Source organism: Geobacillus sp. YF-1 (genome assembly GCF_052692335.1).
This window is the reverse complement of the sequence record NZ_CP199850.1, coordinates 243,893-269,933: the sequence shown is the minus strand read 5'-3', so window position 1 is coordinate 269,933 and position 26,041 is coordinate 243,893. Positions and strand designations below refer to the sequence as shown.

20 protein-coding genes, 3 rRNA genes and 1 riboswitch are annotated in these 26,041 nt (G+C 54.2%); of the genes, 5 read left to right on the top strand and 18 right to left on the bottom strand.

The genetic code is table 11. The annotated features are described in order from the left end of the window. Positions 1–87: 87 nt before the first annotated feature. The 4 genes from guaA to ACTVIM_RS01430 form a co-directional block, all read right to left on the bottom strand. On the bottom strand, positions 88–1,620 hold the full coding sequence (guaA, locus tag ACTVIM_RS01445; RefSeq protein WP_445613407.1) for a glutamine-hydrolyzing GMP synthase: 1,533 nt from the start codon (positions 1,618–1,620) through the stop codon (positions 88–90). Between the two features lie 62 nt (positions 1,621–1,682). Then, positions 1,683–1,784: riboswitch (purine riboswitch) on the bottom strand. A 41-nt stretch (positions 1,785–1,825) separates the two neighbouring features. After that, positions 1,826–3,991 carry a DUF4129 domain-containing transglutaminase family protein gene (locus ACTVIM_RS01440; RefSeq protein WP_445613406.1) on the bottom strand — a complete coding sequence of 722 codons (2,166 nt, stop codon included), beginning with the start codon at positions 3,989–3,991 and terminating at the stop codon, positions 1,826–1,828. Continuing rightward, positions 3,988–5,157, bottom strand: coding sequence for a DUF58 domain-containing protein (locus ACTVIM_RS01435; protein WP_445613405.1), 1,170 nt, complete (start codon positions 5,155–5,157; stop codon positions 3,988–3,990). The genes ACTVIM_RS01440 and ACTVIM_RS01435 overlap by 4 nt, the downstream gene beginning before the upstream one ends. Before the next feature lie 5 nt (positions 5,158–5,162). Next, positions 5,163–6,119, bottom strand: coding sequence for an AAA family ATPase (locus tag ACTVIM_RS01430; protein ID WP_445613404.1), 957 nt, complete (start codon positions 6,117–6,119; stop codon positions 5,163–5,165). Positions 6,120–6,248: 129 nt separating this feature from the next. Here ACTVIM_RS01430 and ACTVIM_RS01425 point away from each other — a divergent pair, with 129 nt between their 5' ends. After that, on the top strand, positions 6,249–7,472 hold the full coding sequence (locus tag ACTVIM_RS01425; protein WP_445613403.1) for an Nramp family divalent metal transporter: 1,224 nt from the start codon (positions 6,249–6,251) through the stop codon (positions 7,470–7,472). Between the two features lie 117 nt (positions 7,473–7,589). Here ACTVIM_RS01425 and fumC read toward each other — a convergent pair whose 3' ends face one another. Further along, positions 7,590–8,960 (bottom strand): class II fumarate hydratase, encoded by a 1,371-nt coding sequence (gene fumC / locus ACTVIM_RS01420; protein WP_445613402.1) that lies wholly within the window; start codon positions 8,958–8,960, stop codon positions 7,590–7,592. 210 nt (positions 8,961–9,170) lie between these two features. Between fumC and ACTVIM_RS01415 the strand changes: the two genes are divergently transcribed. Then, on the top strand, positions 9,171–9,593 hold the full coding sequence (locus ACTVIM_RS01415) for a hypothetical protein (RefSeq protein ID WP_033020064.1): 423 nt from the start codon (positions 9,171–9,173) through the stop codon (positions 9,591–9,593). Between the two features lie 75 nt (positions 9,594–9,668). On the opposite strand, the gene groL is transcribed toward ACTVIM_RS01415, so the two are convergent. Then, positions 9,669–11,288: a chaperonin GroEL gene (gene groL, locus ACTVIM_RS01410; protein ID WP_033022716.1), complete on the bottom strand. Its 1,620-nt coding sequence runs from the start codon at positions 11,286–11,288 to the stop codon at positions 9,669–9,671. A gap of 104 nt (positions 11,289–11,392) precedes the next feature. After that, the gene (gene groES / locus ACTVIM_RS01405) at positions 11,393–11,677 is read right to left on the bottom strand and encodes a co-chaperone GroES (protein WP_033022714.1); all 285 of its coding nucleotides are present in this window, start codon (positions 11,675–11,677) and stop codon (positions 11,393–11,395) included. A 536-nt stretch (positions 11,678–12,213) separates the two neighbouring features. On the opposite strand from groES, the gene ACTVIM_RS01400 reads away from it, so the two are divergent. Both ACTVIM_RS01400 and ACTVIM_RS01395 read left to right on the top strand, forming a co-directional pair. Next, positions 12,214–12,948, top strand: a complete 735-nt coding sequence (locus ACTVIM_RS01400; RefSeq protein WP_445613401.1) for a lysostaphin resistance A-like protein — start codon at positions 12,214–12,216, stop codon at positions 12,946–12,948. Further along, positions 12,945–13,124, top strand: a complete 180-nt coding sequence (locus tag ACTVIM_RS01395) for a YdiK family protein (RefSeq protein ID WP_033022711.1) — start codon at positions 12,945–12,947, stop codon at positions 13,122–13,124. The genes ACTVIM_RS01400 and ACTVIM_RS01395 overlap by 4 nt, the downstream gene beginning before the upstream one ends. A gap of 323 nt (positions 13,125–13,447) precedes the next feature. Here ACTVIM_RS01395 and tatC read toward each other — a convergent pair whose 3' ends face one another. Genes tatC through moaC form a run of 4 tightly spaced genes read right to left on the bottom strand, consistent with a single transcriptional unit; the run spans position 13,448 to position 15,526 of the window. Beyond that, positions 13,448–14,191, bottom strand: coding sequence for a twin-arginine translocase subunit TatC (gene tatC, locus ACTVIM_RS01390; RefSeq protein WP_445613400.1), 744 nt, complete (start codon positions 14,189–14,191; stop codon positions 13,448–13,450). A 19-nt stretch (positions 14,192–14,210) separates the two neighbouring features. Continuing rightward, positions 14,211–14,363, bottom strand: a complete 153-nt coding sequence (gene tatA / locus ACTVIM_RS01385) for a twin-arginine translocase TatA/TatE family subunit (protein ID WP_033022709.1) — start codon at positions 14,361–14,363, stop codon at positions 14,211–14,213. Next, positions 14,360–15,022 (bottom strand): redox-sensing transcriptional repressor Rex, encoded by a 663-nt coding sequence (locus ACTVIM_RS01380; RefSeq protein WP_033842611.1) that lies wholly within the window; start codon positions 15,020–15,022, stop codon positions 14,360–14,362. The genes tatA and ACTVIM_RS01380 overlap by 4 nt, the downstream gene beginning before the upstream one ends. Before the next feature lie 15 nt (positions 15,023–15,037). Next, positions 15,038–15,526 (bottom strand): cyclic pyranopterin monophosphate synthase MoaC, encoded by a 489-nt coding sequence (moaC, locus tag ACTVIM_RS01375; protein ID WP_033022733.1) that lies wholly within the window; start codon positions 15,524–15,526, stop codon positions 15,038–15,040. Between the two features lie 98 nt (positions 15,527–15,624). Here moaC and ACTVIM_RS01370 point away from each other — a divergent pair, with 98 nt between their 5' ends. After that, a complete protein-coding gene (locus ACTVIM_RS01370) occupies positions 15,625–17,550 on the top strand; it encodes an ABC-F family ATP-binding cassette domain-containing protein (RefSeq protein WP_445613399.1) in 1,926 nt (641 codons plus the stop codon). A gap of 339 nt (positions 17,551–17,889) precedes the next feature. On the opposite strand, the gene tsaD is transcribed toward ACTVIM_RS01370, so the two are convergent. From tsaD to ACTVIM_RS01335, 7 genes are all read right to left on the bottom strand, one after another. After that, on the bottom strand, positions 17,890–18,906 hold the full coding sequence (gene tsaD, locus ACTVIM_RS01365) for a tRNA (adenosine(37)-N6)-threonylcarbamoyltransferase complex transferase subunit TsaD (protein ID WP_033020397.1): 1,017 nt from the start codon (positions 18,904–18,906) through the stop codon (positions 17,890–17,892). Beyond that, entirely contained in the window at positions 18,899–19,354 is a 456-nt protein-coding gene (gene rimI, locus ACTVIM_RS01360) for a ribosomal protein S18-alanine N-acetyltransferase (protein ID WP_144972491.1), read from the bottom strand. Before rimI ends, tsaD begins: the two co-directional genes overlap by 8 nt. Then, complete coding sequence (tsaB, locus tag ACTVIM_RS01355) at positions 19,314–20,054, bottom strand: tRNA (adenosine(37)-N6)-threonylcarbamoyltransferase complex dimerization subunit type 1 TsaB (protein ID WP_033020401.1); 741 nt, start codon at positions 20,052–20,054, stop codon at positions 19,314–19,316. Before tsaB ends, rimI begins: the two co-directional genes overlap by 41 nt. Further along, the gene (gene tsaE / locus ACTVIM_RS01350) at positions 20,051–20,509 is read right to left on the bottom strand and encodes a tRNA (adenosine(37)-N6)-threonylcarbamoyltransferase complex ATPase subunit type 1 TsaE (protein WP_033020404.1); all 459 of its coding nucleotides are present in this window, start codon (positions 20,507–20,509) and stop codon (positions 20,051–20,053) included. The genes tsaB and tsaE overlap by 4 nt, the downstream gene beginning before the upstream one ends. Before the next feature lie 241 nt (positions 20,510–20,750). After that, positions 20,751–20,867: ribosomal RNA gene (gene rrf, locus ACTVIM_RS01345) — 5S ribosomal RNA — on the bottom strand. A gap of 222 nt (positions 20,868–21,089) precedes the next feature. Further along, positions 21,090–24,017 (bottom strand): 23S ribosomal RNA (locus ACTVIM_RS01340). 378 nt (positions 24,018–24,395) lie between these two features. Further along, a 16S ribosomal RNA gene (locus ACTVIM_RS01335) occupies positions 24,396–25,953 on the bottom strand. The 16S, 23S and 5S rRNA genes sit together here, the layout of an rRNA operon. Positions 25,954–26,041: the final 88 nt, after the last annotated feature.

Here is a 26,041-nt window from a genome sequence, read left to right as displayed (position 1 = left end):
ATTCCACAGCTATTGTATCAGCCCAAAGAGCAGCTGTCAAGGAAAAAGACGAACATTCCCTTGGGAATATTCGTCTTTTGTTCGTTTTTATTCCCACTCGATCGTTGCTGGAGGCTTGCTTGTAATATCGTAGACGACGCGGTTGACGTGCGGCACTTCGTTCACGATGCGCGTTGAAATGCGTTCGAGCACATCCCACGGAATGCGGGCCCAATCGGCGGTCATCCCGTCGATCGAGGTCACGGCGCGAATGGCCACCGTATAATCGTACGTGCGGGCATCCCCCATCACTCCGACGCTGCGAATGTCAGGGAGAACCGTAAAGTATTGCCAAATTTCACGGTCAAGCCCGGCTTTTTTCACTTCTTCCCGCAAAATGGCATCCGATTCACGGACGATTTCCAATTTTTCTTCCGTCACTTCACCGAGCACACGGATGCCGAGCCCCGGCCCCGGGAACGGCTGGCGCCAGACGATCTCGTCCGGGATTCCCAATTGAGTGCCCAGTGCGCGCACTTCGTCTTTAAACAACGTATTGAGCGGCTCGATCAGTTCGAATTTCATATCTTCCGGCAAGCCGCCGACGTTGTGGTGCGATTTGATCGTTTGCGCCGTCGCCGTGCCGCTTTCAATAATGTCCGTATAAAGCGTGCCTTGCACTAAAAATTCAATGCCCTCAAGCTTAGCCGCTTCATCGTCAAACACATAAATAAATTCATTGCCGATGATTTTCCGCTTTTGTTCCGGGTCAGCGACCCCTTTGAGCTTCGCTAGGAAGCGCTCCTTTGCATCGACTTTAATAACGTTCATCTGAAACTGCTCACCGAACGTTTTCATGACGCTTTCCGCTTCGCCTTTGCGAAGAAGGCCGTGGTCCACAAAAATGCATGTGAGCTGATCACCGATAGCGCGATGCACCAACACCGCGGCGACCGATGAATCAACCCCGCCGCTTAAAGCGCACAACACTTTTTTCCCGCCGACTTGTTCGCGAATGCGGCGCACCTGCTCATCAATAAAGTTTTCCATCGTCCAATCGCCCCGGCAGCCGCATACGGCAAAAACAAAGTTTTTCAATAAGTCGTTGCCGTATACCGAGTGGCGCACTTCGGGATGGAATTGCACGCCGTACCATTTTCGCCGTTCGTCACTCATCGCGGCGATCGGGCACGAAGGGCTCGTCGCATCGACGACAAAGCCGCTAGGCGGAGCGGTCACCAAATCGCCGTGGCTCATCCAAACGACTTGCTCGTCCGGCAACCCATGAAAAAGCAAAGAATCGTTTTTCACTTGGATGAGCGCTTTGCCGTATTCACGGTGCGCCGCTTTTTCCACCTTCCCTCCCAAATGATGGGCCATCAGCTGCATCCCGTAACAAATTCCTAAAATCGGCAAGCCAAGCTCAAAAATCGCCGGATCGCACCGAAACGCTTGCTCATCATACACGCTGTTCGGCCCGCCGGAAAAAATGATTCCTTTGGCGTTCAGCGCCCGGATGTCCTCAGCGCGGATCGTGTGCGGGTGCAGTTCGCTATAGACGCCAAATTCGCGGATGCGGCGAGTGATCAACTGGTTGTATTGACTGCCAAAGTCCAAGACAACGATCATTTCTTGATTCATATCGTTCCACCTCATCAAAAAAATAACGCCGCCATTGGCCGAGACATGGATGAAGGCAGAATAGCAGCGTCTTCTGCCTTCATAGTCGGGCCGTTTACGGCGGCCCGGTAGAGACGCGCAAGCCGTATTCCTGCGCTTATATGAAGGGCTTTTCGTTTGTCCGTGTGCAAATTTGAATTCATTCTATCAACTTGCCGGCATGCGGTCAAGAGATCGTCCTTTTTATTAAATTTTCCCACAATTGAACAGCTTCGCGAACGTCTCTGTCCGGGAGACCGGTTCCGTACACCACACATTCATATAGCCTTGTCAACCGGTTCATTTCATCCGTTTCAAACAAACGATCGACCTCCTTCGCATACTGGCGCAGCGTTTCCTGCGGCCGCCGCTTCAGCCCGTAATCGTGCAAATGGCGTAAAAGCGCCGCATACGCTGAAATCAGCCAGTCGCTTCCGTCCACTTTTCGGCGCTGAAAGCGAAGAAGGGTCAGGCGCGGCCACCATTTCCGTCTTGTCGCATAAATCGCGCCAGCCGCTGCCACCAGCGCGGCCGCCGCCACCAACCCCGTCTTCCAGGACCAGAAGTCAACGAGCCGCTCCCACCAATGGCCGTCTTGTTTCGCGGCAGAAGACGGCTCCGACGGCGGCTGCGGGAGGTTCGTTCGATCCTGCTCTTCCGGTTGTTGCTCAGGCGCCGCAAGGTCATTCCCCTCGGAAGCATCAAGGGAAAACGCGTAAGGATTGACAAACCCCCGCGTCGGCTCAAACGGCACCCAACCGACGCCTTCAAAATACACTTCCACCCACGAATGCGCGTCATTGTTGCGCACTTCGTAAAGAAAATCGCCGTTTTGCTCCCCAACCAACCGCCCCGATACATAGCCTTTCACCCAACGGGCGGGGATGCCAAGCGTGCGCACAAGGACCACCATCGAAGTGGAAAAGTTGTCGCAATACCCTTGTTTCGTTTCAAACAAAAATTGGTCGACATAATCTTCGTTTTCCCCCGGCACGGCCACATTTTTCGTCTCATATACATATCCGCTCTGCTGAAAATATTGCTCGATGGCTTTGACTTGATCATAGGCTGTTTTTTCTCCGGCCGTAATTTGTTTGGCCAAGTCGCGCACCCGCTGCGGCAAAGTTTTCGGCAGCTGCGTATATCGTTTCAACAAAGACCGGTCTTGGACCGGGGGAGCAGCGCGCAGGGCGGCAATCGGAAAATCCGGCTCCCCATACGTGACAACATACTGTTTCATAGGAACCGCGTTGGCTTGGTCATCGGTCGTCTCAATTTTCTCTGTCGCCAACTTCATGCGATAAACGACCGGAGTGGCCGCCCTCACTTGCCGCAAACCAAGCGGATAAACGAGATGAAATCCTCCTTGATGAAGGTGGATTTCCGCGGTTTGCTCTACCGTTTCGACTCGCGGGCTCCACCATTCATGTTTGATCGTCTCTCCATTGGCAAACGAGTAAACTTGTTCGCTCTGAAACTCCTCCCACCCCTTGCCGGTGTAAACGTCTTTCGTCTCAACGCGCCAATAATGAAGACCTCGATCTTTCGCTGTGAATACGAGCGTATCATCGGCAAGGAACGGTCCGCCGAGGCGGGAATCATTTTGTCCATACCCGACTTTGGCTACGGTAGAAGAAGCCGGCTCATCATCGCCAGGCTCCGGCACGGCATGGGCGCTGCGGATAAACGCCACGGGATCGGGCCATTGCGGCGGGAGTTTGGGGCCTGCATATCCTGCCGCCAGCGCCAACGCCGGAACGAACAGGGCGGCTGTTCGCCACCTTCCGATAGAAAATAAAGCGCCGTTTGCCCGCATCCGTTCGCCATGCAGCCACACAAAGGCAAAAAAACCGAGCCCGACAAGACGAACGATCGCCTGATCGCCGTTATATGGGAAAAACGTATCAAGGACGGCAATATACGTAACGGTCAACGCATACGGAATCAACCACTGCTGCCGTTTCCCGATGAGCCAATGAAAAGCGGCCGACGCGAGCCATAGCAGAAGAAAAAAGACAAACGTGCGCACGGTATCGCTCGGCATGGAAGACCGATCGCCCCACAGCCAGTTGAGGCAATCCCGCCAAAGCGCCGAAGGCAAAGCGGCGATGGAGTGAGACGAAGATAAACGGGAGAGCGCCCATCCGATATAAACACCTTTCCCAAGAAATGCAAGCCACGCCGGGAGACGAACCCAATAGCCGGCAAAGCAAAGGAAGACAAACGAGACAAACAAACCGATATGCCCCGTATCCGTCACATCGTCCAACGGCCAGAGCCATTCGGTGAGCAGCCAAGCCGCAAACAAGGCAGGCAAAAACGAAGAGAACAGCCGAGCTACCCCCTTCTTCATTGAAACTCCCCTCCTTGCCGAACCGTTTGCAACATGTCAGGGGCAATGACGGAGACATGCACACCGCTGCGGCGAAGCTCTTCTTCCCAACGCCTTTGTTCCTCTCTCCGTTCCCCCGTCACAACATATAAAATGACGCGGCGCTTCATCGCCAGCGCGCGCAACGGCGGCACCAGCGCGGAAGACAAGGCAGACGTCACAAAAATGCATCCGGCCGCCGTTTTCCAATTCGTTTCGTCAACAAGCAGTGGCTCCATTCCCCCTTCGCGGGCCGCCTTCACTTCCGCCAAGCGGAGAAGAAGCGCCTGCCACTGTTCCTCATGACGCCGCGGCGCTAAGGACGAGCGCTCTTTCCCCGCCACAAGCAGCCCAACCGGAGCTCCCGCATCCAACAACGCTTTCGCTACAGAAGCGGCCAGCGTGACCAGCTCCTCAAACCAAGGTGATGGGCCGCCGTCCAAGACAACGAACCAATCGTCGTTGCGCTGCTCATCAAATTCTTTTGTCATCAACTCGTTCTTGCGCGCTGACGCCTTCCAGTGCACCCAAGACATTTTATCGCCCGGCGCGTATTCGCGAGCCCCGACCGCCACCGCTAGGTCGCGCCGATAGGCAAACGTCCGGGCCGCGTTTCCATGGGAAAACCACTCACGCACCATGCTCGCCGGCCACTCCACATAGCGAGGATAGACGATGACCGTGCACGGAGCCGAGAACGATTCCGCCCGCTTCCCCCAACCAAACATATCGCTCACTTCCAGCCGCACCGTTTCCAATTGATGGCGGCCGCGGGGCAACATAAGCGTCCATCGGCAAGAAAGACGGCGCCGAAACACCCAAGAAACGACGGCACCCCCACCTTTCCCCTCTCGTTCCTCACCGACCGCGACCGCGGCCATGGGAAACGGCCATGGCAGCTCAACTCGAACAGTAACCGGGATCGCTTCTCCCGCATAATAGCGCCGCGCCGGCACCGTCCGGCTCACCGCCGCGCGCCGGAGCGGATACAGGGCCACCGTCAACGCATGCAACCCAAACGGCAAAAAGCTGTAAAACAAAAACCAGCTGACAAAACCCCCTTGAAACATGGCGTAGGAAAACAAAACCGCAGTTAAGATCACCACGCCCAACAAGGGCCGCCACGTTCTCCTCCCCGTTCGCTTCATCCCGTTCACCGCCGTCCTTGCACCGGCACCGGCGTGCGGGCCATCAGCTCGGAAAGGATCGTTTTCGCATCAAGCTTGTCCCATTTCGCTTCCGGACGAACGAGCAGACGATGGGCGAGCACATAAGGAGCGAGCTGCTGTATGTCATCAGGGATGACAAAATCGCGGCCATGAATGAGCGCGTAGGCCTGCGCTGCTTTCATCAAGGCGACCGACCCGCGCGGGCTGACGCCTAAATACACGGCTTCATGCGCCCGGCTTTGCCGGACCAGCTCGACGATATAGCGCTTCACCGTATCGCTGACATGCACATCGGCTACCTTCTGCTGCAAAGCCCGCAATTCGTCGAGCGTCATCACCGGTCCGATCTCTTCCAACGGCTTCATTTTTTCCAGCCGATGCAACAGCTCGATTTCCTCATCAGCAGACGGATAGCCCATTTGCAGCTTCAGCAAAAACCGGTCCAACTGCGCTTCCGGAAGCGGATACGTTCCTTCGTATTCAATCGGGTTTTGCGTCGCCATGACAAAAAACGGCTGCGGCAGCGCCCGCGTGATGCCGTCGACCGTCACGCTTCCTTCTTCCATGGCCTCAAGAAGCGCTGACTGCGTTTTCGGCGACGTCCGGTTGATCTCATCAGCGAGCACAATATGAGCGACGATCGGCCCGGGTTTGTACTCAAACTGCCGCTCTTTCGGGTTATAGACCGAAACACCAATCACATCGCTCGGCAACAAATCCGGCGTAAATTGAATCCGTTTCAACTCAGCTTGAAATGATTTCGCCAGCGCGCGTACGAGCATCGTTTTGCCGACGCCGGGCACGTCTTCAAGCAATACGTGCCCCTTGGCCAACAGCGCTGTTAAACCGAGCACAATCACGTGCCGTTTTCCAACAATGACTTGTTCCACATTGCGAACCACTTGTTCGATGGCGGGAAGCAACGATTCGTTCATCGTCATGACACCAAGCTCCTTTTATGGTGATAAATGGGTCTTTTAGCGGTAGACAATATCTCGTTTATACTATTAATATGATATCGAATATACCGAACTTTTGGAATCGATTTGCAACAAAGGGGGAGGAGAAAAATGAGGAAATCAAAATGGACGATGATCGGCCCTGGGTTGATCGTTGCCGCCACCGGAGTCGGCGCCGGAGACTTGGTCGCCGCCCTTGTCGCCGGCACAAACTACGGCCTTGTTTTCATGTGGGCGATTATCGTCGGGGCCTTGTTCAAATTTGTGCTGAACGAAGGAGTCGGGCGCTGGCATTTATTAAGCGGAAAAACGATTTTCGAAGGCTGGCAGTCGATGGGGAAATGGGCGTCCGTCTACTTCGGGGTGTATGCGATCATTTGGGGATTTGTTTACGGAGCGGCGGGCACCTCATCGTGCGCGCTGGCGATGTCGGCGATGATCCCCTCGATCCCGCTTTGGGCTTGGGCGGTCATTCATGGCCTCGCCGGTTTTGCCATCACGTGGTCAGGACGGTTTCAGCTGTTCGAACGGGTGATGAACGTGCTCGTCGGACTGATGTTTGTCACGGTGGTCGGCTCGGCGCTCCTTGTGTTGCCGCAGCTGGACGATCTTTGGAACACAGCCGTTCCCGATTTGCCCAAAGGCTCGCTCTTGTATGCCCTCGGGCTAATCGGTGGCGTCGGCGGTTCGATTACGATGGCATCGTACGGCTATTGGCTGCAGGAAAACGGCTGGAAAGGCCGCGCCTACGTATCGCCGATGCGTTACGATTCCGCCATCGCCTATATCGTGACAGCGCTTTTTACATTGTCGCTTCTTATTTTGGGCGCCGCGCTTCTTTACGGAACTAATACGTCGATCAGCGGCGAACAAGGGCTTGTCTCGTTCGCTTCGATCATGGGCAATGAGCTGCATCCAGCTGCCCGTTGGCTCTTTTTGCTCGGCTTTTGGTCGGCGTCGTTTACATCCGTCATCGGCGTTTGGAACGGCGTTTCCTATTTGTTTGCCGATTTTGTTCGCAACATGCGGAAAACGCCGGTTGGCGCCGAGTCGCTCAACCAGACAAAAGCGTTTCGTTTCTACGTCTTTTGGCTCACGTTCCCACCGATGCTCTTGCATTTTATCGGCAAACCGGTCGGGCTCATTATCGTCTATGGAGCGCTCGGGGCGCTGTTTATGCCGTTTTTGGCTGTCACGCTCCTTTACTTGCTCAACTCCAAAAAAGCGCTTCCGGACGAAGGGCGAAACCATTGGCTGTCGAACGTGCTGCTCACTTTGTGCTTAGCGCTGTTTGCCGTCTTGTCGATCAATGAGCTCATTCGCCTGTTTGCCTAACATTGGCCTGAGCTGGCGAGAAGGCTGTCGCAACGGAAAACGCTCATCCCTTGAATCGGGATAAGCGTTTTTGGCCTGCCTATTCGCTCTCGTCTGGTTCCCCGTTGTTTTGGGCCACTAAATCATCTTCTCCGGCCTTACCCATTCTTCGTACTGCTCGGCTGTCACATACCCGCTTTTCAAGGCCGCTTCTTTCAGCGTCAATCTTTCGCGGTGCGCAAGCTTGGCGATTTCCGCGGCTTTGTCATAGCCGATATGCGGGCTTAACGCTGTCACGAGCATGAGCGAGCGGTCCACGTACTCTTTCATTTTCGTTTCGTTCGCCTCCAACCCTTGGGCGCATCGCTCATCAAACGAACGGATGGCATCACCAAGCAGCTGCACGGACTGAATGGCGTTATAGGCGATGACCGGTTTGAACACGTTTAATTGAAAATGGCCTTGGCTTGCCGCAAAACCAATTGCCGCATCATTGCCAAACACTTGCACGGCCACCATCGTCATCGCTTCGCTTTGCGTCGGATTGACTTTGCCTGGCATGATGGAGCTCCCAGGTTCATTGGCTGGAATCGTGATCTCCCCGAGCCCGGAGCGCGGTCCGCTCGCCAGCCAGCGAATATCGTTCGCGATTTTCATCAGATCGGCGGCGAGCGCCTTCAACGCCCCGTGAACGTAAACGATCTCGTCATGGCTGGTCAGCGCGTGAAATTTGTTGGCAGCAGACCGGAACGGGTAGCCGGTTTGGGCGTGCAGCTGTTTGGCGACTTGTTCGCCAAACGCTGGCGGCGCATTGAGCCCCGTGCCGACCGCCGTGCCGCCGATCGCCAAATCGAGCAGCTTGTCGGCCGCTTCGCTGATCATCATTTTGCTTTTCTCCAGCATCGTCCGCCACCCGGAAATCTCTTGTCCGAATGTGAGCGGCGTCGCATCTTGCAAGTGGGTGCGCCCGATTTTGATCGTCTTCGCATATTGCCGCTCCTTCGCTGCGAACGTGCCGATCAATCCATCCAGCGCCGGCAGCAAATGCGTGTGAATTTTCACATACACCGCCATATGCATGACCGTTGGAAACGTATCATTGGAGCTTTGTGACATATTCACGTCATCGTTCGGGTGAATGCGCTCCTCGCCATCACGGAGCAGCTCGTTCGCCCGTCTCGCCACCACTTCGTTGACGTTCATATTCGTCTGCGTCCCGCTTCCCGTCTGCCAAACGACAAGCGGAAAATGCGCATCCCACTGACCGGCCAAAATTTCGTCGCACGCCGCTACAATCGCCCGTCTTTTCGCTTCGCTCAGCTTCCCGGCTTGCTCGTTGACGATGGCTGCCGCTTTTTTCAGCTCGGCATAAGCATAAATGAGTTCCAGCGGCATCGTTTCCTTGCCGATCCGGAAGTTTTGCCGGCTTCGCTCCGTCTGCGCTCCCCAATATTTATCGGCCGGCACCCTCACCTCGCCGAGCGAGTCGCGCTCGATTCGTTCGTTCATTGCGTTGTCCTCCTTTGCATCGACATCCCCATGACAAGTTTATCACCAAAAGATATACTTGACTTTTAAAGACAAAATCGGTTGGTATAAAAAGGAAGGGTGTCATAGTGAAGAGCTCCATTACATTTTTATTCCCATTTTGAGACAGATCAACGCAACAAATCGGCGGAAAAAACGTCTATGTTTAGAAAAGGGAGGAATGGTTCGACAATGAAGAAACGACGGGCCCCGCTTCTTATTTTGCTTCTATGGCTTTCCGGCTGTTCATTCGGTGATATCAAGCCGCCTGAATTAACGTTGACCATCAACGGCGAAACGGTCGACCACCGGCTCGGGACTTACACGTGGTCAACAGGCCGGCGCGGAGTTGTTGCCGATGCCGCCGCCCCACCGCTGCTCGTCAAAGAACTCAAGCCTCATCCCGCCGCTTCAGGGGCAAAACTTCACATCGAGTTTGACTACCGCCCATCGACACTCGAAGCCGGCGTATGGAAGGATGATGATGTTGACTGGCAGCCGGTGCAACATGGAACGATCACACTGCCAAAACAACAAGGCTCGTACATCTACGTCATTCACGCTGCTTGGCAAGAGGGGGAGGCGATTTATGCGTGCTTGATCCGCATTCCATAGCGTGGTCATTTTCATGGTCAAAACAAAAAGAACACCGGGGAAAACCCCAGTGTTCCAACGGATGGGAGGCGCTGATTACATCATGCCGCCCATGTCCGGCATGCCCGGATTGTTGCCTTTGTTTTCTTCCGGTTTGTCGGCGACAACCGCTTCGGTCGTCAAGACCATGGCAGCGACAGAAGCTGCGTTTTGCAGCGCCGAGCGAGTGACTTTCGTCGGGTCAACGATACCAGCTTCGATCATGTCGACCCATTCGCCCGTTGCAGCGTTGAAGCCGACGCCCGGTTTTTCGTTTTTCAGGCGCTCAACGATGATCGAGCCTTCCAGACCAGCGTTTTGCGCGATTTGACGAACCGGTTCTTCGATCGCGCGCAATACGATTTTCACGCCGGTTGCTTCATCGCCTTCCGCCTCGATGGACGCGACTTTGTTGTAGATGTTCATCAACGCCGTACCACCGCCGGCGACAATGCCTTCTTCAACCGCCGCACGAGTCGAGTTGAGCGCGTCTTCGATGCGCAGTTTGCGTTCTTTCAATTCTGTTTCGGTTGCCGCACCCACTTTGATGACCGCTACGCCGCCGGCCAATTTCGCCAAGCGTTCTTGCAGTTTTTCGCGGTCGAATTCGGACGTTGTTTCTTCAAGCTGCGCACGGATTTGGTTGATGCGCGCTTTGATGCGCTCCGAATCGCCGGCGCCTTCGACAATCGTCGTCGTTTCTTTCGTTACGACTACTTTCGACGCACGGCCAAGCGAAGCGATCGTTGTCGATTTCAGTTCGCGGCCAAGCTCTTCCGAAATGACTTCGCCGCCTGTTAAAATCGCGATATCTTCGAGCATCGCTTTGCGGCGATCGCCGAAGCCAGGCGCTTTGACGGCAACGGCATTGAACGTGCCGCGCAGTTTGTTGACAACGAGCGTCGCGAGCGCTTCGCCTTCGACATCTTCGGCGATGATCAAGAGCGGACGGCCATGTTGAACGACTTGTTCAAGAACCGGCAGCAACTCTTGGATGCTCGATACTTTTTTGTCCGTAATCAAAATGTACGGATTTTCGAGAACAGCTTCCATTTTTTCCGTATCTGTAATCATGTACGGCGAAACGTAACCGCGGTCGAATTGCATCCCTTCGACAACGTCGAGTTCCGTCGTGAAGCCTTTCGATTCTTCCAGCGTGATGACACCGTCGTTGCCGACGCGTTCCATCGCTTCAGCGATCAATTGGCCGACTTCTTCGTCAGCAGCCGAAATCGCAGCGACTTGGGCGATCGATTCTTTTCCTTTGATCGGTTTGGAGATGGCTTTTAATTCTTCAACGGCAACCGCAACCGCTTTTTCAATCCCGCGGCGGATGCCCATCGGGTTCGCACCGGCAGCCACGTTTTTCAGCCCTTCGCGGATCATCGCTTGAGCCAATACCGTAGCGGTTGTCGTCCCGTCCCCAGCGATGTCGTTCGTTTTGCTGGCGACTTCAGCGACCAATTTCGCGCCCATGTTTTCAAACGGATCTTCGAGTTCGATTTCTTTCGCGATCGTGACGCCGTCATTCGTGATGAGCGGCGAACCAAATTTTTTCTCCAATACGACGTTGCGGCCTTTCGGACCTAACGTGACTTTCACGGCGTCTGCGAGTTTGTCCACCCCGCGCAACATCGCACGGCGCGCTTCTTCGCTGAACTTGATTTGTTTTGCCATACCCCGTTACCTCCTTACAATATGGATGAAATTGCAACACGTGCATGAAGCGAACGTTAAGTATCAGTGAGTTTTACGTATGTTTTATTTAATCGGCGCATAGATTAGCGAATGACAGCCAAAATGTCGCTTTCGCGCAAAATTAAGTACTCTTTGCCGTCGTATTTCACTTCTGTGCCCGCGTATTTCGAGAAGATGATGCGGTCGCCGACTTCAACTTCCGGTGCAACGCGTTGGCCGTTATCGAGCACGCGGCCTGCACCAACGGCGACAACACGGCCTTCTTGCGGCTTTTCTTTCGCCGTATCCGGCAACACGATGCCGCTTGCCGTTTTTTCTTCTGTTTCCACGACTTCAATGACAATGCGATCGCCTAATGGCTTCAACACGGGAAACAACCTCCTTAACGATAGTTTTCGCCGTTCTTATTAGCACTCATCTTTATTGAGTGCTAACACACTTATAATATTAATGAACTTCTTTCCGTTTTGCAAGTGGGAAATTCAAAAAAATAGCGGCTTTTCTTTTTGACGCCACACGAGCCAATCGGTCGCCCCGAAGACCGGCAAAAAACACCCGTCCTCCACCAACCGGCAGCATTTCGCCCAAAACCGCTGCTTCGGGCGTGACAGAAACGCGCGGGCAGCGCATTGTTCCACCGACAAGCGGTCTCGTTCGTTTCCACGCTTCCGGCGTGACAGAAACATGCCGGCAGCTGAAGGGCAACCGGGCGGGACGACGGCTAGCTTCTCAAGCCGGCGGCGCAAAATCCGTTTTCATTATTGCACATTTCCAGCGCCAATAAACACCCGGCGGCTGTTTTTTTGTCCCGTTTGCCGTTGGATTGAACCAACGCGCTTTTCTTATCATTTCGCCAAACATATGCTACAATACGGATATATTTTGAATAAAGGGGTAAGAAAACTTGAAACGTCATGACTGGTACGTGCTGATCACCTATATTGCCATGCAGCTGTCCGCTTTTGCCGGCGTGCCGCTTCTATGCGCCCTCGGCGTCGGGTCAAGCGCGGAAACCCCCAGCGAAGCTACAAAAATCGCTTCTGGATATTGGGCGGTCATCAGCTTTTTGACAGCGTTTGTCATTATTTTATGGCTGCTTCGCCGCGCCCGCCCTGAGCGAAACATGCGGCAGATGCCGCTCGCTTCATCGTGGATGTGGGCATTTTTAGGCGTATTTTTGGCGCTTGTCGCCCAAAGCATCGCCGTCAATATCGAATGGCGGCTGCTCGGCATTGAACCAGGATCGGAGAACACAAGACAAATCATTGAGATCATTCGCTTGACACCGCTGCTAGTCATTGTCGCTTCGGTCATCGGCCCGATTTTGGAAGAACTCGTTTTCCGCAAAATCATTTTTGGATCGCTTTATGAAAAATACCGCTTTTGGCCGGCCGCGCTCGCAAGCTCGCTTCTTTTCGCCATCGCCCATATGGAGCTGGAGCATTTGCTTTTGTATACAGCGATCGGTCTGACGTTCGCCTTTTTATATGCGAAAACCGGCCGCATTTTCGTGCCGATGTTCGCCCATGTGGCGATGAACACGTTCGTCGTCGTTGTGCAGATGCTACTGGCTGATGAAATGGAAAAAATGATGCGCCAGCCGGAATTGCCGCTGACGATTTGGGGGGCATGGTTATGACGCGCCACCCTCGACTCTTCTCATTGCCCTATTTCCTTCTAGGTTTGCTGTTTACGTATTTGGCGATCCAAAGCGCGCATGAAACGATTTGGAACGTTTCGACCATCGCCTTGGCGGCGTTGGCGGCTTTTGATTTCGGAACCGCCTTTCGTCTGCTTTTTACCCCGAAGCGATAAAGAAGGTGCCCCAAACGTACGATCGGGACACCTCTTTTTATGATATGCCCATCCGTGCTCCCTCGATCTGTTTCCCGCGAACATCCCCGTCGGCAAGCGGCGATTTTCATCCCCGTCTGGAGGGCAGATCACAGCTTGCCCATGGATCTTTCCCGTGAAAATGCCGGACTGACGCGAGATTTTCACCCTCCAAGTGGAGGGCAGATCACAGCTTGCCCATGGATCTTTCCCGTGAAAATGCCGGACCGGCGCGAGATTTTCCCCCCGAGTGGACGCTGTCCATGGAATTTTTTGTTTAAAAATCGCTTTGGCCGTGCGCCGCTTTACTCGTTGTCTCCTTGTTCCGCCGCTGATCGCGCCTTCCGGTAGCCGATTTTTGCGATCCAAATGCTCCCTTCATACAAAAGCGTGAGCGGAATCATGACGATCACTTGCGACAACACATCGGGCGGCGTGATAATCGCCGCGATAATTAACAGCACCAAATACGCATACTTGCGAACGCGAACAAGAAACTGCGGCGTGATAAGCCCTAAGCGGGTGAAAAACAGCACCACGATCGGCAACTGAAACACAACGCCAAACGGCAGCACAAGCTGAAGCAGAAACTGGAAATATTCGTTAATGCCGATCATTTGCTGGACCCCCAGCTGTTCAGCCAGCTGGTTCATAAATCGAACGACAAATGGAAACAAAACGAAATAGGCAAAGCTGACACCGCCCAAAAAAAGAACAATCGATGCCGGAATATAGCTTAGCGTTACCTTCCGCTCTTTTTCATACAGACCGGGGCTGACAAACGCCCAAATTTGATACAGCAGCACCGGAGACGTCAGCACGGCGGCAATGACAAAAGCAAACTGAAAGTATACTTTGATCGGATCGGTCAGGCGAAAGGCGTTCATGGTCAGCTGCTTTGTCTCAGCCGTTCGTTGCAAATAAATAATGACATCATCGACGAAAAAGAAGCTCGCCGCCAACGCCGCGGCGAAAAAAACGAGCACAATGATCAGCCGCTTTCGCAGCTCACCGAGGTGTTCATACACTGACATCTCTTTGTCATTCATGGTTCCTCATCCCGCCTTATCACCGGTCGGTTTTCGTTTCGTCCTCATCCGCAAGACCCTTGGTGGCGTCTTTGAACTCGCGCAGCGACTCGCCAAACGAACGCCCTAGTTCCGGCAGCTTTTTCGTGCCAAACAACAGCAAAATCAAAACAGCCAGCAATACATATTTCATGAATGATTCTCTCCTTTTGCCGATGGCGATGGATAGTTTTTCAAAAAGTACACGAGCGATTGCAGCTCAATGGCCAAATCGATGTGGTGAACGCGAATATGGTCAGGCACGTTCAGCCGCGCCGGAGTAAAGTTTAAAATTCCTTTAATCCCTTGGGCGACAAGGCGATCGGTCAACGCCTGAGCCGCGGAGGCCGGCACGGTTAAAATAGCGACCGGAATGTCGCCGCGCAGCCGTTCTTCCAGCTCATCGAGATGATAGACGGGCACGCCGCCGACTGTCGTCCCTACTTTTTGCTTATCAACATCGAACGCCATCACAATTTTCGTGTTATTGTTTTTCGAAAAATTATAGTTTAAAAAAGCGGTGCCTAAATTGCCGACTCCAAACAGCGCCACTTCAGTCACTTCATCCTCTTCCAACGTTTGGCGAAAAAACGACAACAAATAATGGACATTATACCCGTATCCTTTTTTGCCGAGCGCGCCAAAATACGAAAAATCGCGGCGGATCGTCGCTGGATCGACTTTCACCGCCTCGCTCAGCTCAGCGGAAGAGACGCGCTGCTTTCCTGATGCATGCAAGTTCTTTAAAAATCGGTAATAAAGCGGCAGCCGCTTAGCCGTCGCTTGCGGAATTTTCGGTTGTTCATTGCTCATTGTCTCATCCCCTAGCTAATCGGTTTTCCGTCGATAATGGCCGGATTTCCCGCCCGTTTTTTCGACCAAATACGTCGGACCGATCGTCATCCCTTTGTCGAGCGCCTTACACATGTCGTATACCGTCAACGCACAAACCGAAACGGCCGTCAGCGCTTCCATTTCCACCCCCGTGCTCCCTTTCGTTTTCACGGTCGCTGTAATGACAAGACGAGGCTCGGTTTCTTCATGCTCCCAAGAAAACGTGAAATCGACGCTCTTTAGCATCAGCGGGTGGCACATCGGGATCAGGTCAGCCGTTTTTTTGGCCGCCATGACCCCTGCCACTTGGGCGACGGCCAGCACATCCCCTTTTTTAATGTCACGGCCTTTGATTTTTTCATAAATTTCTTGGCTGACAGTGACACTCGTTCGCGCCACCGCGACCCTGACCGTCTCTTCTTTGTCCGTGATATCGACCATCTTCGCGCGTCCCTCTTCATTAAAATGGGTAAACGATGACAAAGCCATCTCCTCCATGTCTACACTATACATGATTTTTCTCCTTCTGTCTTTGACCGTCTGAGCAACATACGTTAAACTATTCCGAGAGGTGAACCGACATGATGATTTTGCAAGTGCGTGGACTCACGAAATATTTTGGCGCTGACCTTATTTTATCGAATATTAAACTAGAAATACAGTCCCGCGACCGCATCGCCCTTGTCGGCCGAAACGGAGCGGGAAAATCGACATTATTAAAAATCATCGCCGGCGAACTATCTTTTGACAGCGGTGAAATCATCAAGCCAAACCATCTCAAAATCGGCTATTTGGCACAACAGAGCGGGTTGGAATCATCACGCTCCATTTGGGAGGAAATGCTCGACGTGTTCGCACCGCTTCAAGCGATGGAACAACAGCTGGCCGCGCTCGGCTCTCAGCTTGGCGATCCCGATGTGCTCGCCGATCCCGTCCGCTATGAAAAAACGCTGAAAATGTACGATGAACTGCAAGAGCAGTATAAGGAACAAGGCGGCTATCAATATGAGGCCGACATTCGTTCCGTCTTGCACGGATTGCAATTTTCTTCATACGATTATCAAACAACGCCGGTCTCTTCGTTAAGCGGCGGACAGCGAACACGGCTCGCTCTCGGAAAGCTGCTGTTGTCCAAGCCGGATTTGCTGATTTTAGACGAACCGACCAACCATTTAGACTTGGACACACTCGCTTGGCTGGAACAGTATTTGCAGGCATATCCGGGCGCCCTCTTGCTCGTCTCCCATGACCGATACTTTCTCGACAAAGTTGCCAATCACGTGTACGAGCTGTCCAACGCCAAGCTGCGGACGTACAACGGCAACTACAGCCGCTATCTGGAACTGAAAGCGCAGCAATATGAGCAAGAGCTACAGCGATATGAAAAACAACAGGAAGAAATCGCCCGATTGCAAGAGTTTATTCAGCGCAACATCGCCCGCGCCTCGACGGCCAAGCGGGCGCAAAGCCGGCGAAAACAGCTGGAGAAAATGGAGCGAATGGAACGGCCTGTCGGAGAGGAAAAATCGGCATCATTTTCTTTCACGATCGAACGACCAAGCGGTCAACAAGTGCTCATCGCTGAAGACGTGGCCGTCGTTTACCGGAACGAGCCGGTCATTCGTCATATCAGCTTCCACATCGCCCGCGGCGAAAGCGTCGCGTTGGTCGGTCCAAACGGCATCGGCAAATCTACACTGTTGAAAGCCATCGCCGGGCAGCTTCCCATTCAAGCCGGACATTTGCGCTACGGCACGAACGTCCAAATCGGATATTATGATCAAGATCAAGCCGACCTGTCGTCTAATAAACGAGTCATTGACGAATTATGGGATGCTTCCCCCCTTAAAACAGAAAAAGAAATCCGAACGATACTCGGCAACTTCCTGTTTTCGGGCGATGACGTTTTAAAACCGATCTCAGCGTTGAGCGGCGGGGAAAAGGCGCGCTTGGCGCTCGCGAAGCTGATGCTCCAGCAGGCCAATTTTCTCATTCTGGACGAGCCGACCAACCATTTAGACCTCGACAGCAAACAAGTGCTCGAACAGGCATTGATCGACTATCCAGGCACCATTTTGTTCGTCTCCCACGACCGCTATTTCATCAACCGCATCGCTACGAAGGTGCTCGAGCTGTCAAGCGACGGCCTTAGCGAATATTTGGGAGACTATGACTACTATATCGCCAAAAAAGAAGAAATGCGTGAGTTAGCCCGTTTGGATGCCAGCCCAATCGTTCCGAGCAGCAACGAGTCGGCGAAATCTGTTTATGAACAAGAAAAAGAGGAAAAAAGGCGCCAGCGTCAACGTCAACGCCGCCTAGCCGAAATCGAAGCAGAAATCACCGCGCTTGAAGAGCAAATCGCCCAAGCCGAACAGCGACTATGCGATCCGTCCGTTTATGACGACTACGAAACAGCACAACAGCTTGTGCAAGAAAACGAGGAGCGAAAGCAGCAAGTGGAAAAACTGCTGGCCGAATGGGAGCAGCTTTATGACTCACCATAACCAACCGCCCGCCGGTTATTTCGGTGGGCGGTTTCAATTAGTCACATTATCCACAAAGAAATCCACAATCTATCCAGTGAAATATAGGTTATTCACCAACTTTTCCACATTATCCACAAAAAACAGCTCAATTTTGTTCAACATCGCTGTGTATTATTTTCCTCATATTCATCCGATTTACGCCATATTTCCACATCATCCACAACCTGTGGATGAAACTATGCACAAATCGGACCACCAGTCTGTCCACCAATCCACCCTTGCCGTCTAAAAAAAGAAACGGCGGTTGGCCCGCCGCCAAAACCGCCGATTGTGCCCATCGGTTTGTCCTTCGTTACGTTACGCCAACGGCAAGCTTGGATCGGCGTTCAACGCCAAATCTGACCGCCTGCCTTGCCAGTACAACATCGTGCCCGCTGCCGCAATCATCGCCGCATTATCGGTACACAATGATAAGGGTGGAATAACCAGCTCCACACCGGGGAGCTCCTGCCTCATTCGCTCCCCTAATGCAGTCCGCAACCCGCGGTTGGCCGCCACTCCACCAGCGAGCAACACTTGCCGGACGCGATATTGTTTGGCTGCTTGTAAAGTCTTTGTCGTCAACACTTCAACTACGCTGGCTTGAAAACTGGCTGCCATCTGCTTCGGATCGATCTCCTCGCCGCGCTGTTTAGCACGATGAAGCGTATTCAACACCGCCGATTTTAAGCCGCTGAAACTGAAATCATACGATCCTTCCTCAAGCCATGCCCGCGGCAAGTCAATGGTCGGCTCTCCTTCTTGGGCCAACCGGTCAATGTGCGGCCCTCCCGGATACGGAAGCCCCAAAGCGCGAGCCACCTTGTCATACGCCTCACCGGCGGCGTCATCTCGCGTTTCACCAATCACCTTGAATTTGACGTGTTCTTCCATGTAAACGAGCTCTGTATGCCCTCCGGAAACGACCAGAGCCAAGAGCGGAAATTTCATTTCCGACACGAGCTGATTGGCATAAATATGCCCAGCGATATGATGCACGCCGACAAGCGGAATGCCGTGGGCAAACGCCAACGCTTTCGCCGCGTTCACTCCGACAAGAAGCGCCCCGACAAGCCCTGGCCCCGCTGTCACAGCGATAGCCTGAAGGTCGGAAAATGACACTTTCGCCTGCTGCATCGCCTCTTCAATCACGAGCGTAATTTGCTCCACATGATGGCGCGAGGCGATCTCAGGAACGACGCCGCCAAACCGCCGATGACTTTCCATCTGTGAAGCGACCACATTGGACAAAATGGCTCTTCCGTTTTTAACAACCGCGGCGGCAGTCTCGTCGCAGCTTGTTTCAATCCCTAATACATACACATCTTCATTCATGTAGCTTCACCCACATCACCAACGCATCCTCAAAATTATCGGGATAATATCGTTTTCGAATACCGCCGTTGCGAAACCCGAGTTTCCGATATAACGATTGAGCGACATGATTGGACACACGCACTTCCAGCGTCATCGTCACTGCCCCTTGTCGCCTCGCCAGATCCATCAGACAACGCATCAACGCCTCACCAAGTTTTTGGCCACGAAATTCGGGAAGAACAGCAACATTCGTGACGTGCGCTTCATCAATGACCAACCACATCCCAGCATAGCCAATGATTCGCCCTCGATGCACCATTACAATATAGAGAGCGTAGCGGTTGTACATCAACTCATGATAAAACGACTCCCGACTCCAAGGCGCGGTAAACGATGCCCGCTCCACCTGCACAACTTCATCAATATCATGAATGGTCATTGGCCGAAATTGTACATCGATCCCCATCGTTTCGTTCCCCTTTTTGTTTTGCGAGCCATTTCACCTCCGCTTCAGCCAGGCGGAGGTAATCTGGCACAAACGTATGGGCATTTCTACGCTCTTTTTCTTTACCGAGCATCACCAGCTCGCTCGGGCGCGGCAACGCCAATGACGGAGGAGCCATATGGGCCCGCCCACCTAGGACGCGCTGAAACAGCTCGTGATATAACAGCACATCCGCACCAATGAACAATACGTCCTCTCCCCGCTCTCCTAGTCGCCGCGCCCACTCATCCGCCACCACAAGTTGATCCGGTTCAAGCTGGCGAAGCACACTCCCGTCGCTGTGATAAAGCCCAGTATAAATGTGCCCACGCCGCGCATCAAACAATGGGACAATCAAACCGGAGAAGCAACGGCCGTTGGCGGCGAGCACTTCAAGGCTCGACACACCGGCGATCGGAATACCGAGCGACCAAGCGAGCGTTTTCGCAATCGTCACGCCAATTCGTACTCCTGTATAAGACCCGGGCCCTTTGGCCACTACGATCAAATCAAGGTCTTTCGGGGCCATCCCACACTGGCGAAACAGCGATTCGATAGCCGGCATCGCACGGAGCGAATGATCTTTTTTCACATTCGTGATCCATTCACCCTTCACAACATTTCCATCCGCCAAAGCAAGACCAAGTGGTGTGTTTGATGTATCAATCCCTAATACTTTCATGCGCCAAAAATCTCCTCGCATAACTGTTCATAGCGTTGTCCCAGCGGCTCAAAACGAAGCAGCCGTTCATCCCCACCGCGGTCAAGCAAATACACCGTCAGACGTTCGGCCGGAAGCTGGCCAGCAATCAAGTGCGCCCACTCCACAACCGTAATCCCGTCACCGCCAAAGTATTCATCAAAGCCAAGATCCTCCCATTCATCCTCAAGACGGTACACATCCATATGGTAAAGGGGCAATCGGCCTTCGTACTGCTTGATGATGGTAAACGTTGGACTGTTGACGTTTTGCTGGATGCCTAATCCTTCAGCCAATCCTTTCGTAAATGTCGTCTTTCCCGCACCGAGGTCGCCCTCAAGCGCAATCACCATTCCCGGTTCAAGGCGTTCTGCAAGACGACGGGCGACCGCTTTCGTTTCTTCAGAAGAATGTACAAGCAGCTCGACATGCTTCATTCTGTTCCACCTTATTCCATTTTATCATCTTCACTCTCGCTTTTGAAATTGTACCATAAGAAAATGCTGCATCGCTACTTCCAACCCCAAGGACGGCATACCAGCATAAAGAAAGAAAAGAAAAAGGACGATCCACAAGCCATTTCCATTTAACTGGCCGCTGGATCGTCCACGTCTAGAGATTATTTCAGAAAAGAAAAAAGGCAATTAGGCGTGTCGCTACTCCCTGGTGAATTTGATTGCCTAGCAGCGACCTACTCTTGCAGGGGCGCTGGCCCCAACTACCATCGGCGCTGGAGGGCTTAACTTCCGTGTTCGGGATGGGAACGGGTGTTTCCCCTCCGCTATCACCACTAGGCAAGCCATTCCGTTTTTCATGAATCATTATACCAGAAAATCAATTCCTGTCAAGAAGGAACGCATTCCTTCAAAACTAGATAACCGTCGGAAGAAGCCGCGTATCGTCCAGTCTAGCTCCGGCCGCCATCGGCTCGCGACGCTTCGGTCCTGCTGTGGCGGCATAGCCTCCTCGCAGGCCCTCCAGCGCGTTTCGCCGATCGGCGGGCGGCCTCCGCTTTTCTAGGTTAAGCCCTCGATCGATTAGTATCCGTCAGCTCCACGTGTCGCCACGCTTCCACCTCGGACCTATCGACCTCGTCATCTTCGAGGGATCTTACTCGCCTAACGCGATGGGAAATCTCATCTTGAGGGGGGCTTCACGCTTAGATGCTTTCAGCGCTTATCCCGTCCGCACATAGCTACCCAGCGGTGCCCCTGGCGGGACAACTGGTACACCAGCGGTGCGTCCATCCCGGTCCTCTCGTACTAAGGACAGCTCCTCGCAAATTTCCTACGCCCGCGACGGATAGGGACCGAACTGTCTCACGACGTTCTGAACCCAGCTCGCGTACCGCTTTAATGGGCGAACAGCCCAACCCTTGGGACCGACTACAGCCCCAGGATGCGATGAGCCGACATCGAGGTGCCAAACCTCCCCGTCGATGTGGACTCTTGGGGGAGATCAGCCTGTTATCCCCGGGGTAGCTTTTATCCGTTGAGCGATGGCCCTTCCATGCGGAACCACCGGATCACTAAGCCCGACTTTCGTCCCTGCTCGACCTGTCCGTCTCGCAGTCAAGCTCCCTTGTGCCTTTGCACTCTCCGAATGATTTCCAACCATTCTGAGGGAACCTTTGGGCGCCTCCGTTACCTTTTGGGAGGCGACCGCCCCAGTCAAACTGCCCACCTGACACTGTCTCCCACCCCGCTAAGGGGTGCGGGTTAGAATTTCAATACCGCCAGGGTGGTATCCCACCGGCGCCTCCACCGAAGCTGGCGCTCCGGCTTCTCAGGCTCCCACCTATCCTGTACAAGCGATACCAAAATTCCATATCAGGCTGCAGTAAAGCTCCACGGGGTCTTTCCGTCCTGTCGCGGGGAACCTGCATCTTCACAGGTAGTATAATTTCACCGGGTCTCTCGTTGAGACAGCGCCCAAGTCGTTACACCTTTCGTGCGGGTCGGAACTTACCCGACAAGGAATTTCGCTACCTTAGGACCGTTATAGTTACGGCCGCCGTTTACTGGGGCTTCGGTTCGCACCTTCGCTTCCGCTAAGCGCTCCCCTTAACCTTCCAGCACCGGGCAGGTGTCAGCCCCTATACGTCGCCTTTCGGCTTCGCAGAGACCTGTGTTTTTGATAAACAGTCGCTTGGGCCTTTTCACTGCGGCTCTTCCAGGCTCTTCACCCGAAAGAGCACCCCTTCTCCCGAAGTTACGGGGTCATTTTGCCGAGTTCCTTAACGAGAGTTCTCCCGCGCGCCTTAGGATTCTCTCCTCGCCTACCTGTGTCGGTTTGCGGTACGGGCACCTCTTCCCTCGCTAGAGGCTTTTCTTGGCAGTGTGAAATCGGGGACTTCCGGATCCAATCCGTCGCCATCACAGCTTGGCCTTCCGGCCAGCGGATTTGCCTACTGGCCAGCCTCACTGCTTGGACAGGCTCTTCCAGCCGCCTGCTCGCCCTATCCTCCTGCGTCCCCCCATCGCTCAAACGGGAAGGAGGTGGTACAGGAATCTCCACCTGTTGCCCATCACCTACGCCTTTCGGCCTCGGCTTAGGTCCCGACTAACCCTGAGCGGACGAACCTTCCTCAGGAACCCTTAGGCTTTCGGCGCAGAGGATTCTCACCTCTGTTTTCGCTACTCATACCGGCATTCTCACTTCTAAGCGCTCCACCAGTCCTTCCGGTCTGGCTTCTCTGCCCTTAGAACGCTCCCCTACCGATGACCAACGGTCATCCCGCAGCTTCGGCGGCACGTTTAGCCCCGGTACATTTTCGGCGCAGAGTCACTCGACCAGTGAGCTATTACGCACTCTTTAAATGGTGGCTGCTTCTAAGCCAACATCCTGGTTGTCTTCGCAACTCCACATCCTTTTCCACTGAACGTGCACTTGGGGGCCTTAGCTGGCGATCTGGGCTGTTTCCCTCTCGACCACGGATCTTATCACTCGCAGTCTGACTCCCGGGCATAAGTCGTTGGCATTCGGAGTTTGACTGGGTTCGGTAACCCGATGAGGGCCCCTAGCCCAATCAGTGCTCTACCTCCAAGACTCTTACACCCGAGGCTAGCCCGAAAGCTATTTCGGGGAGAACCAGCTATCTCCAAGTTCGATTGGCATTTCACCCCTACCCACACCTCATCCCCGCACTTTTCAACGTGCGTGGGTTCGGGCCTCCAGCCGGTGTTACCCGGCCTTCACCCTGGACATGGGTAGATCACCTGGTTTCGGGTCGACGACGACGTACTTCACGCCCTGTTCAGACTCGCTTTCGCTGCGGCTCCGCCTCTTCGACTTAACCTCGCACGCCATCGTCACTCGCCGGTTCATTCTACAAAAGGCACGCCATCACCCATGAACGGGCTCTGACTACTTGTAGGCACACGGTTTCAGGTTCTCTTTCACTCCCCTTCCGGGGTGCTTTTCACCTTTCCCTCACGGTACTGGTTCGCTATCGGTCACTAGGGAGTATTTAGCCTTGGGAGATGGTCCTCCCTGCTTCCGACGGGATTTCCCGTGTCCCGCCGTACTCAGGAGCCGCTCGGGAGGGAACGAAGTTTCGACTACAGGGCTCTCACCTTCTCTGGCCGGCCGTTCCAGACCGGTTCGTCTACCCCGTTCCTTTCTCACTCCCCTATGAGCGGTCCTACAACCCCAAGAGGCACGCCTCTTGGTTTGGGCTGTTCCCGTTTCGCTCGCCGCTACTCAGGGAATCGCGTTTGCTTTCTTCTCCTCCGGGTACTAAGATGTTTCAGTTCCCCGGGTGTGCCCTCCATGCCCTATGGATTCAGGCATGGATCCTGTCCCATTACGGACAGTGGGTTCCCCCATTCGGACATCTCCGGATCCACGCTTGCTTACAGCTCCCCGGAGCGTTTCGGCGTTTGCCCCGTCCTTCATCGGCTCCTAGTGCCAAGGCATCCACCGTGCGCCCTTTCTAGCTTAACCTACAGCGTCTCGGCTTCTTCCTTTACTTTTGCGGTTATCTAGTTTTCAAAGAACGATGTTTGCCATTGAGAGAACATCACTCGTTCCCTCAAAACTGAACGAAACGAAAGCGCGGTGTTCATGCATATGGACTACTGTCTAGCTCCAGCGCCTGGCTCTCTTCTGCCAAATAACCTTCCCCCTCGGGGTGCAAGCACCCCTCTGGGTGAAGAACATTTGGCTTCGAGAGCCGATCACGGCGCTTCCGCTTTTCGTACTGTCTAGCTCCGGCCGCCATCGGCTCGCGACGCTTCGGTCCTGCTGCGGCGGCAATAGCCTCCTCGCAGGCCCTCCAGCGCGTTTCGCCGATAGGCGGGCGGCCTTCGCTTTTCCCCTTAGAAAGGAGGTGATCCAGCCGCACCTTCCGGTACGGCTACCTTGTTACGACTTCACCCCAATCACTTGCCCCACCTTCGGCGGCTGGCTCCCGTCAGGGTTACCGCACCGACTTCGGGTGTTGCAAGCTCTCGTGGTGTGACGGGCGGTGTGTACAAGGCCCGGGAACGTATTCACCGCGGCATGCTGATCCGCGGTTACTAGCGATTCCGGCTTCATGCAGGCGAGTTGCAGCCTGCAATCCGAACTGAGAGCGGCTTTTTGGGATTCGCTCCCCCTCGCGGGTTCGCTGCCCTTTGTACCGCCCATTGTAGCACGTGTGTAGCCCAGGTCATAAGGGGCATGATGATTTGACGTCATCCCCACCTTCCTCCGACTTGTCGCCGGCAGTCCCTCTAGAGTGCCCAACTGAATGCTGGCAACGAGAGGCGAGGGTTGCGCTCGTTGCGGGACTTAACCCAACATCTCACGACACGAGCTGACGACAACCATGCACCACCTGTCACCCTGTCCCCCCGAAGGGGGAACGCCCAATCTCTTGGGTTGTCAGGGGATGTCAAGACCTGGTAAGGTTCTTCGCGTTGCTTCGAATTAAACCACATGCTCCACCGCTTGTGCGGGCCCCCGTCAATTCCTTTGAGTTTCAGCCTTGCGGCCGTACTCCCCAGGCGGAGTGCTTATCGCGTTAGCTGCAGCACTAAAGGGTGTGACCCCTCTAACACTTAGCACTCATCGTTTACGGCGTGGACTACCAGGGTATCTAATCCTGTTTGCTCCCCACGCTTTCGCGCCTCAGCGTCAGTTACAGGCCAGAGAGCCGCCTTCGCCACTGGTGTTCCTCCACATCTCTACGCATTTCACCGCTACACGTGGAATTCCGCTCCCCTCTCCTGCACTCAAGCTCCCCAGTTTCCAATGACCCTCCACGGTTGAGCCGTGGGCTTTCACATCAGACTTAAGGAGCCGCCTGCGCGCGCTTTACGCCCAATAATTCCGGACAACGCTCGCCCCCTACGTATTACCGCGGCTGCTGGCACGTAGTTAGCCGGGGCTTTCTCGTGAGGTACCGTCACCGCGCCGCCTTGTTCAAACGGCGCTCCTTCGTCCCTCACAACAGAGCTTTACGACCCGAAGGCCTTCTTCGCTCACGCGGCGTCGCTCCGTCAGGCTTTCGCCCATTGCGGAAGATTCCCTACTGCTGCCTCCCGTAGGAGTCTGGGCCGTGTCTCAGTCCCAGTGTGGCCGGTCACCCTCTCAGGCCGGCTACGCATCGTCGCCTTGGTGAGCCGTTACCTCACCAACTAGCTAATGCGCCGCGGGCCCATCCGCAAGTGACAGCCAAAGGCCGCCTTTCAACCAAAGACCATGCGGTCTTCGGTGTTATCCGGTATTAGCTCCGGTTTCCCGGAGTTATCCCGGTCTTGCGGGCAGGTTGCCCACGTGTTACTCACCCGTCCGCCGCTGACCCAACCAGAGCAAGCTCCGATTCGGTCCGCTCGACTTGCATGTATTAGGCACGCCGCCAGCGTTCGTCCTGAGCCAGGATCAAACTCTCCAAAAGAAAGTGGATTGGCTTTGTAAGCTTCGGCGCCGACACCAAACGTGTCAAGCGGCCTCCGCTTTTCGTATTGTCTAGCTTCGGCCGCTAT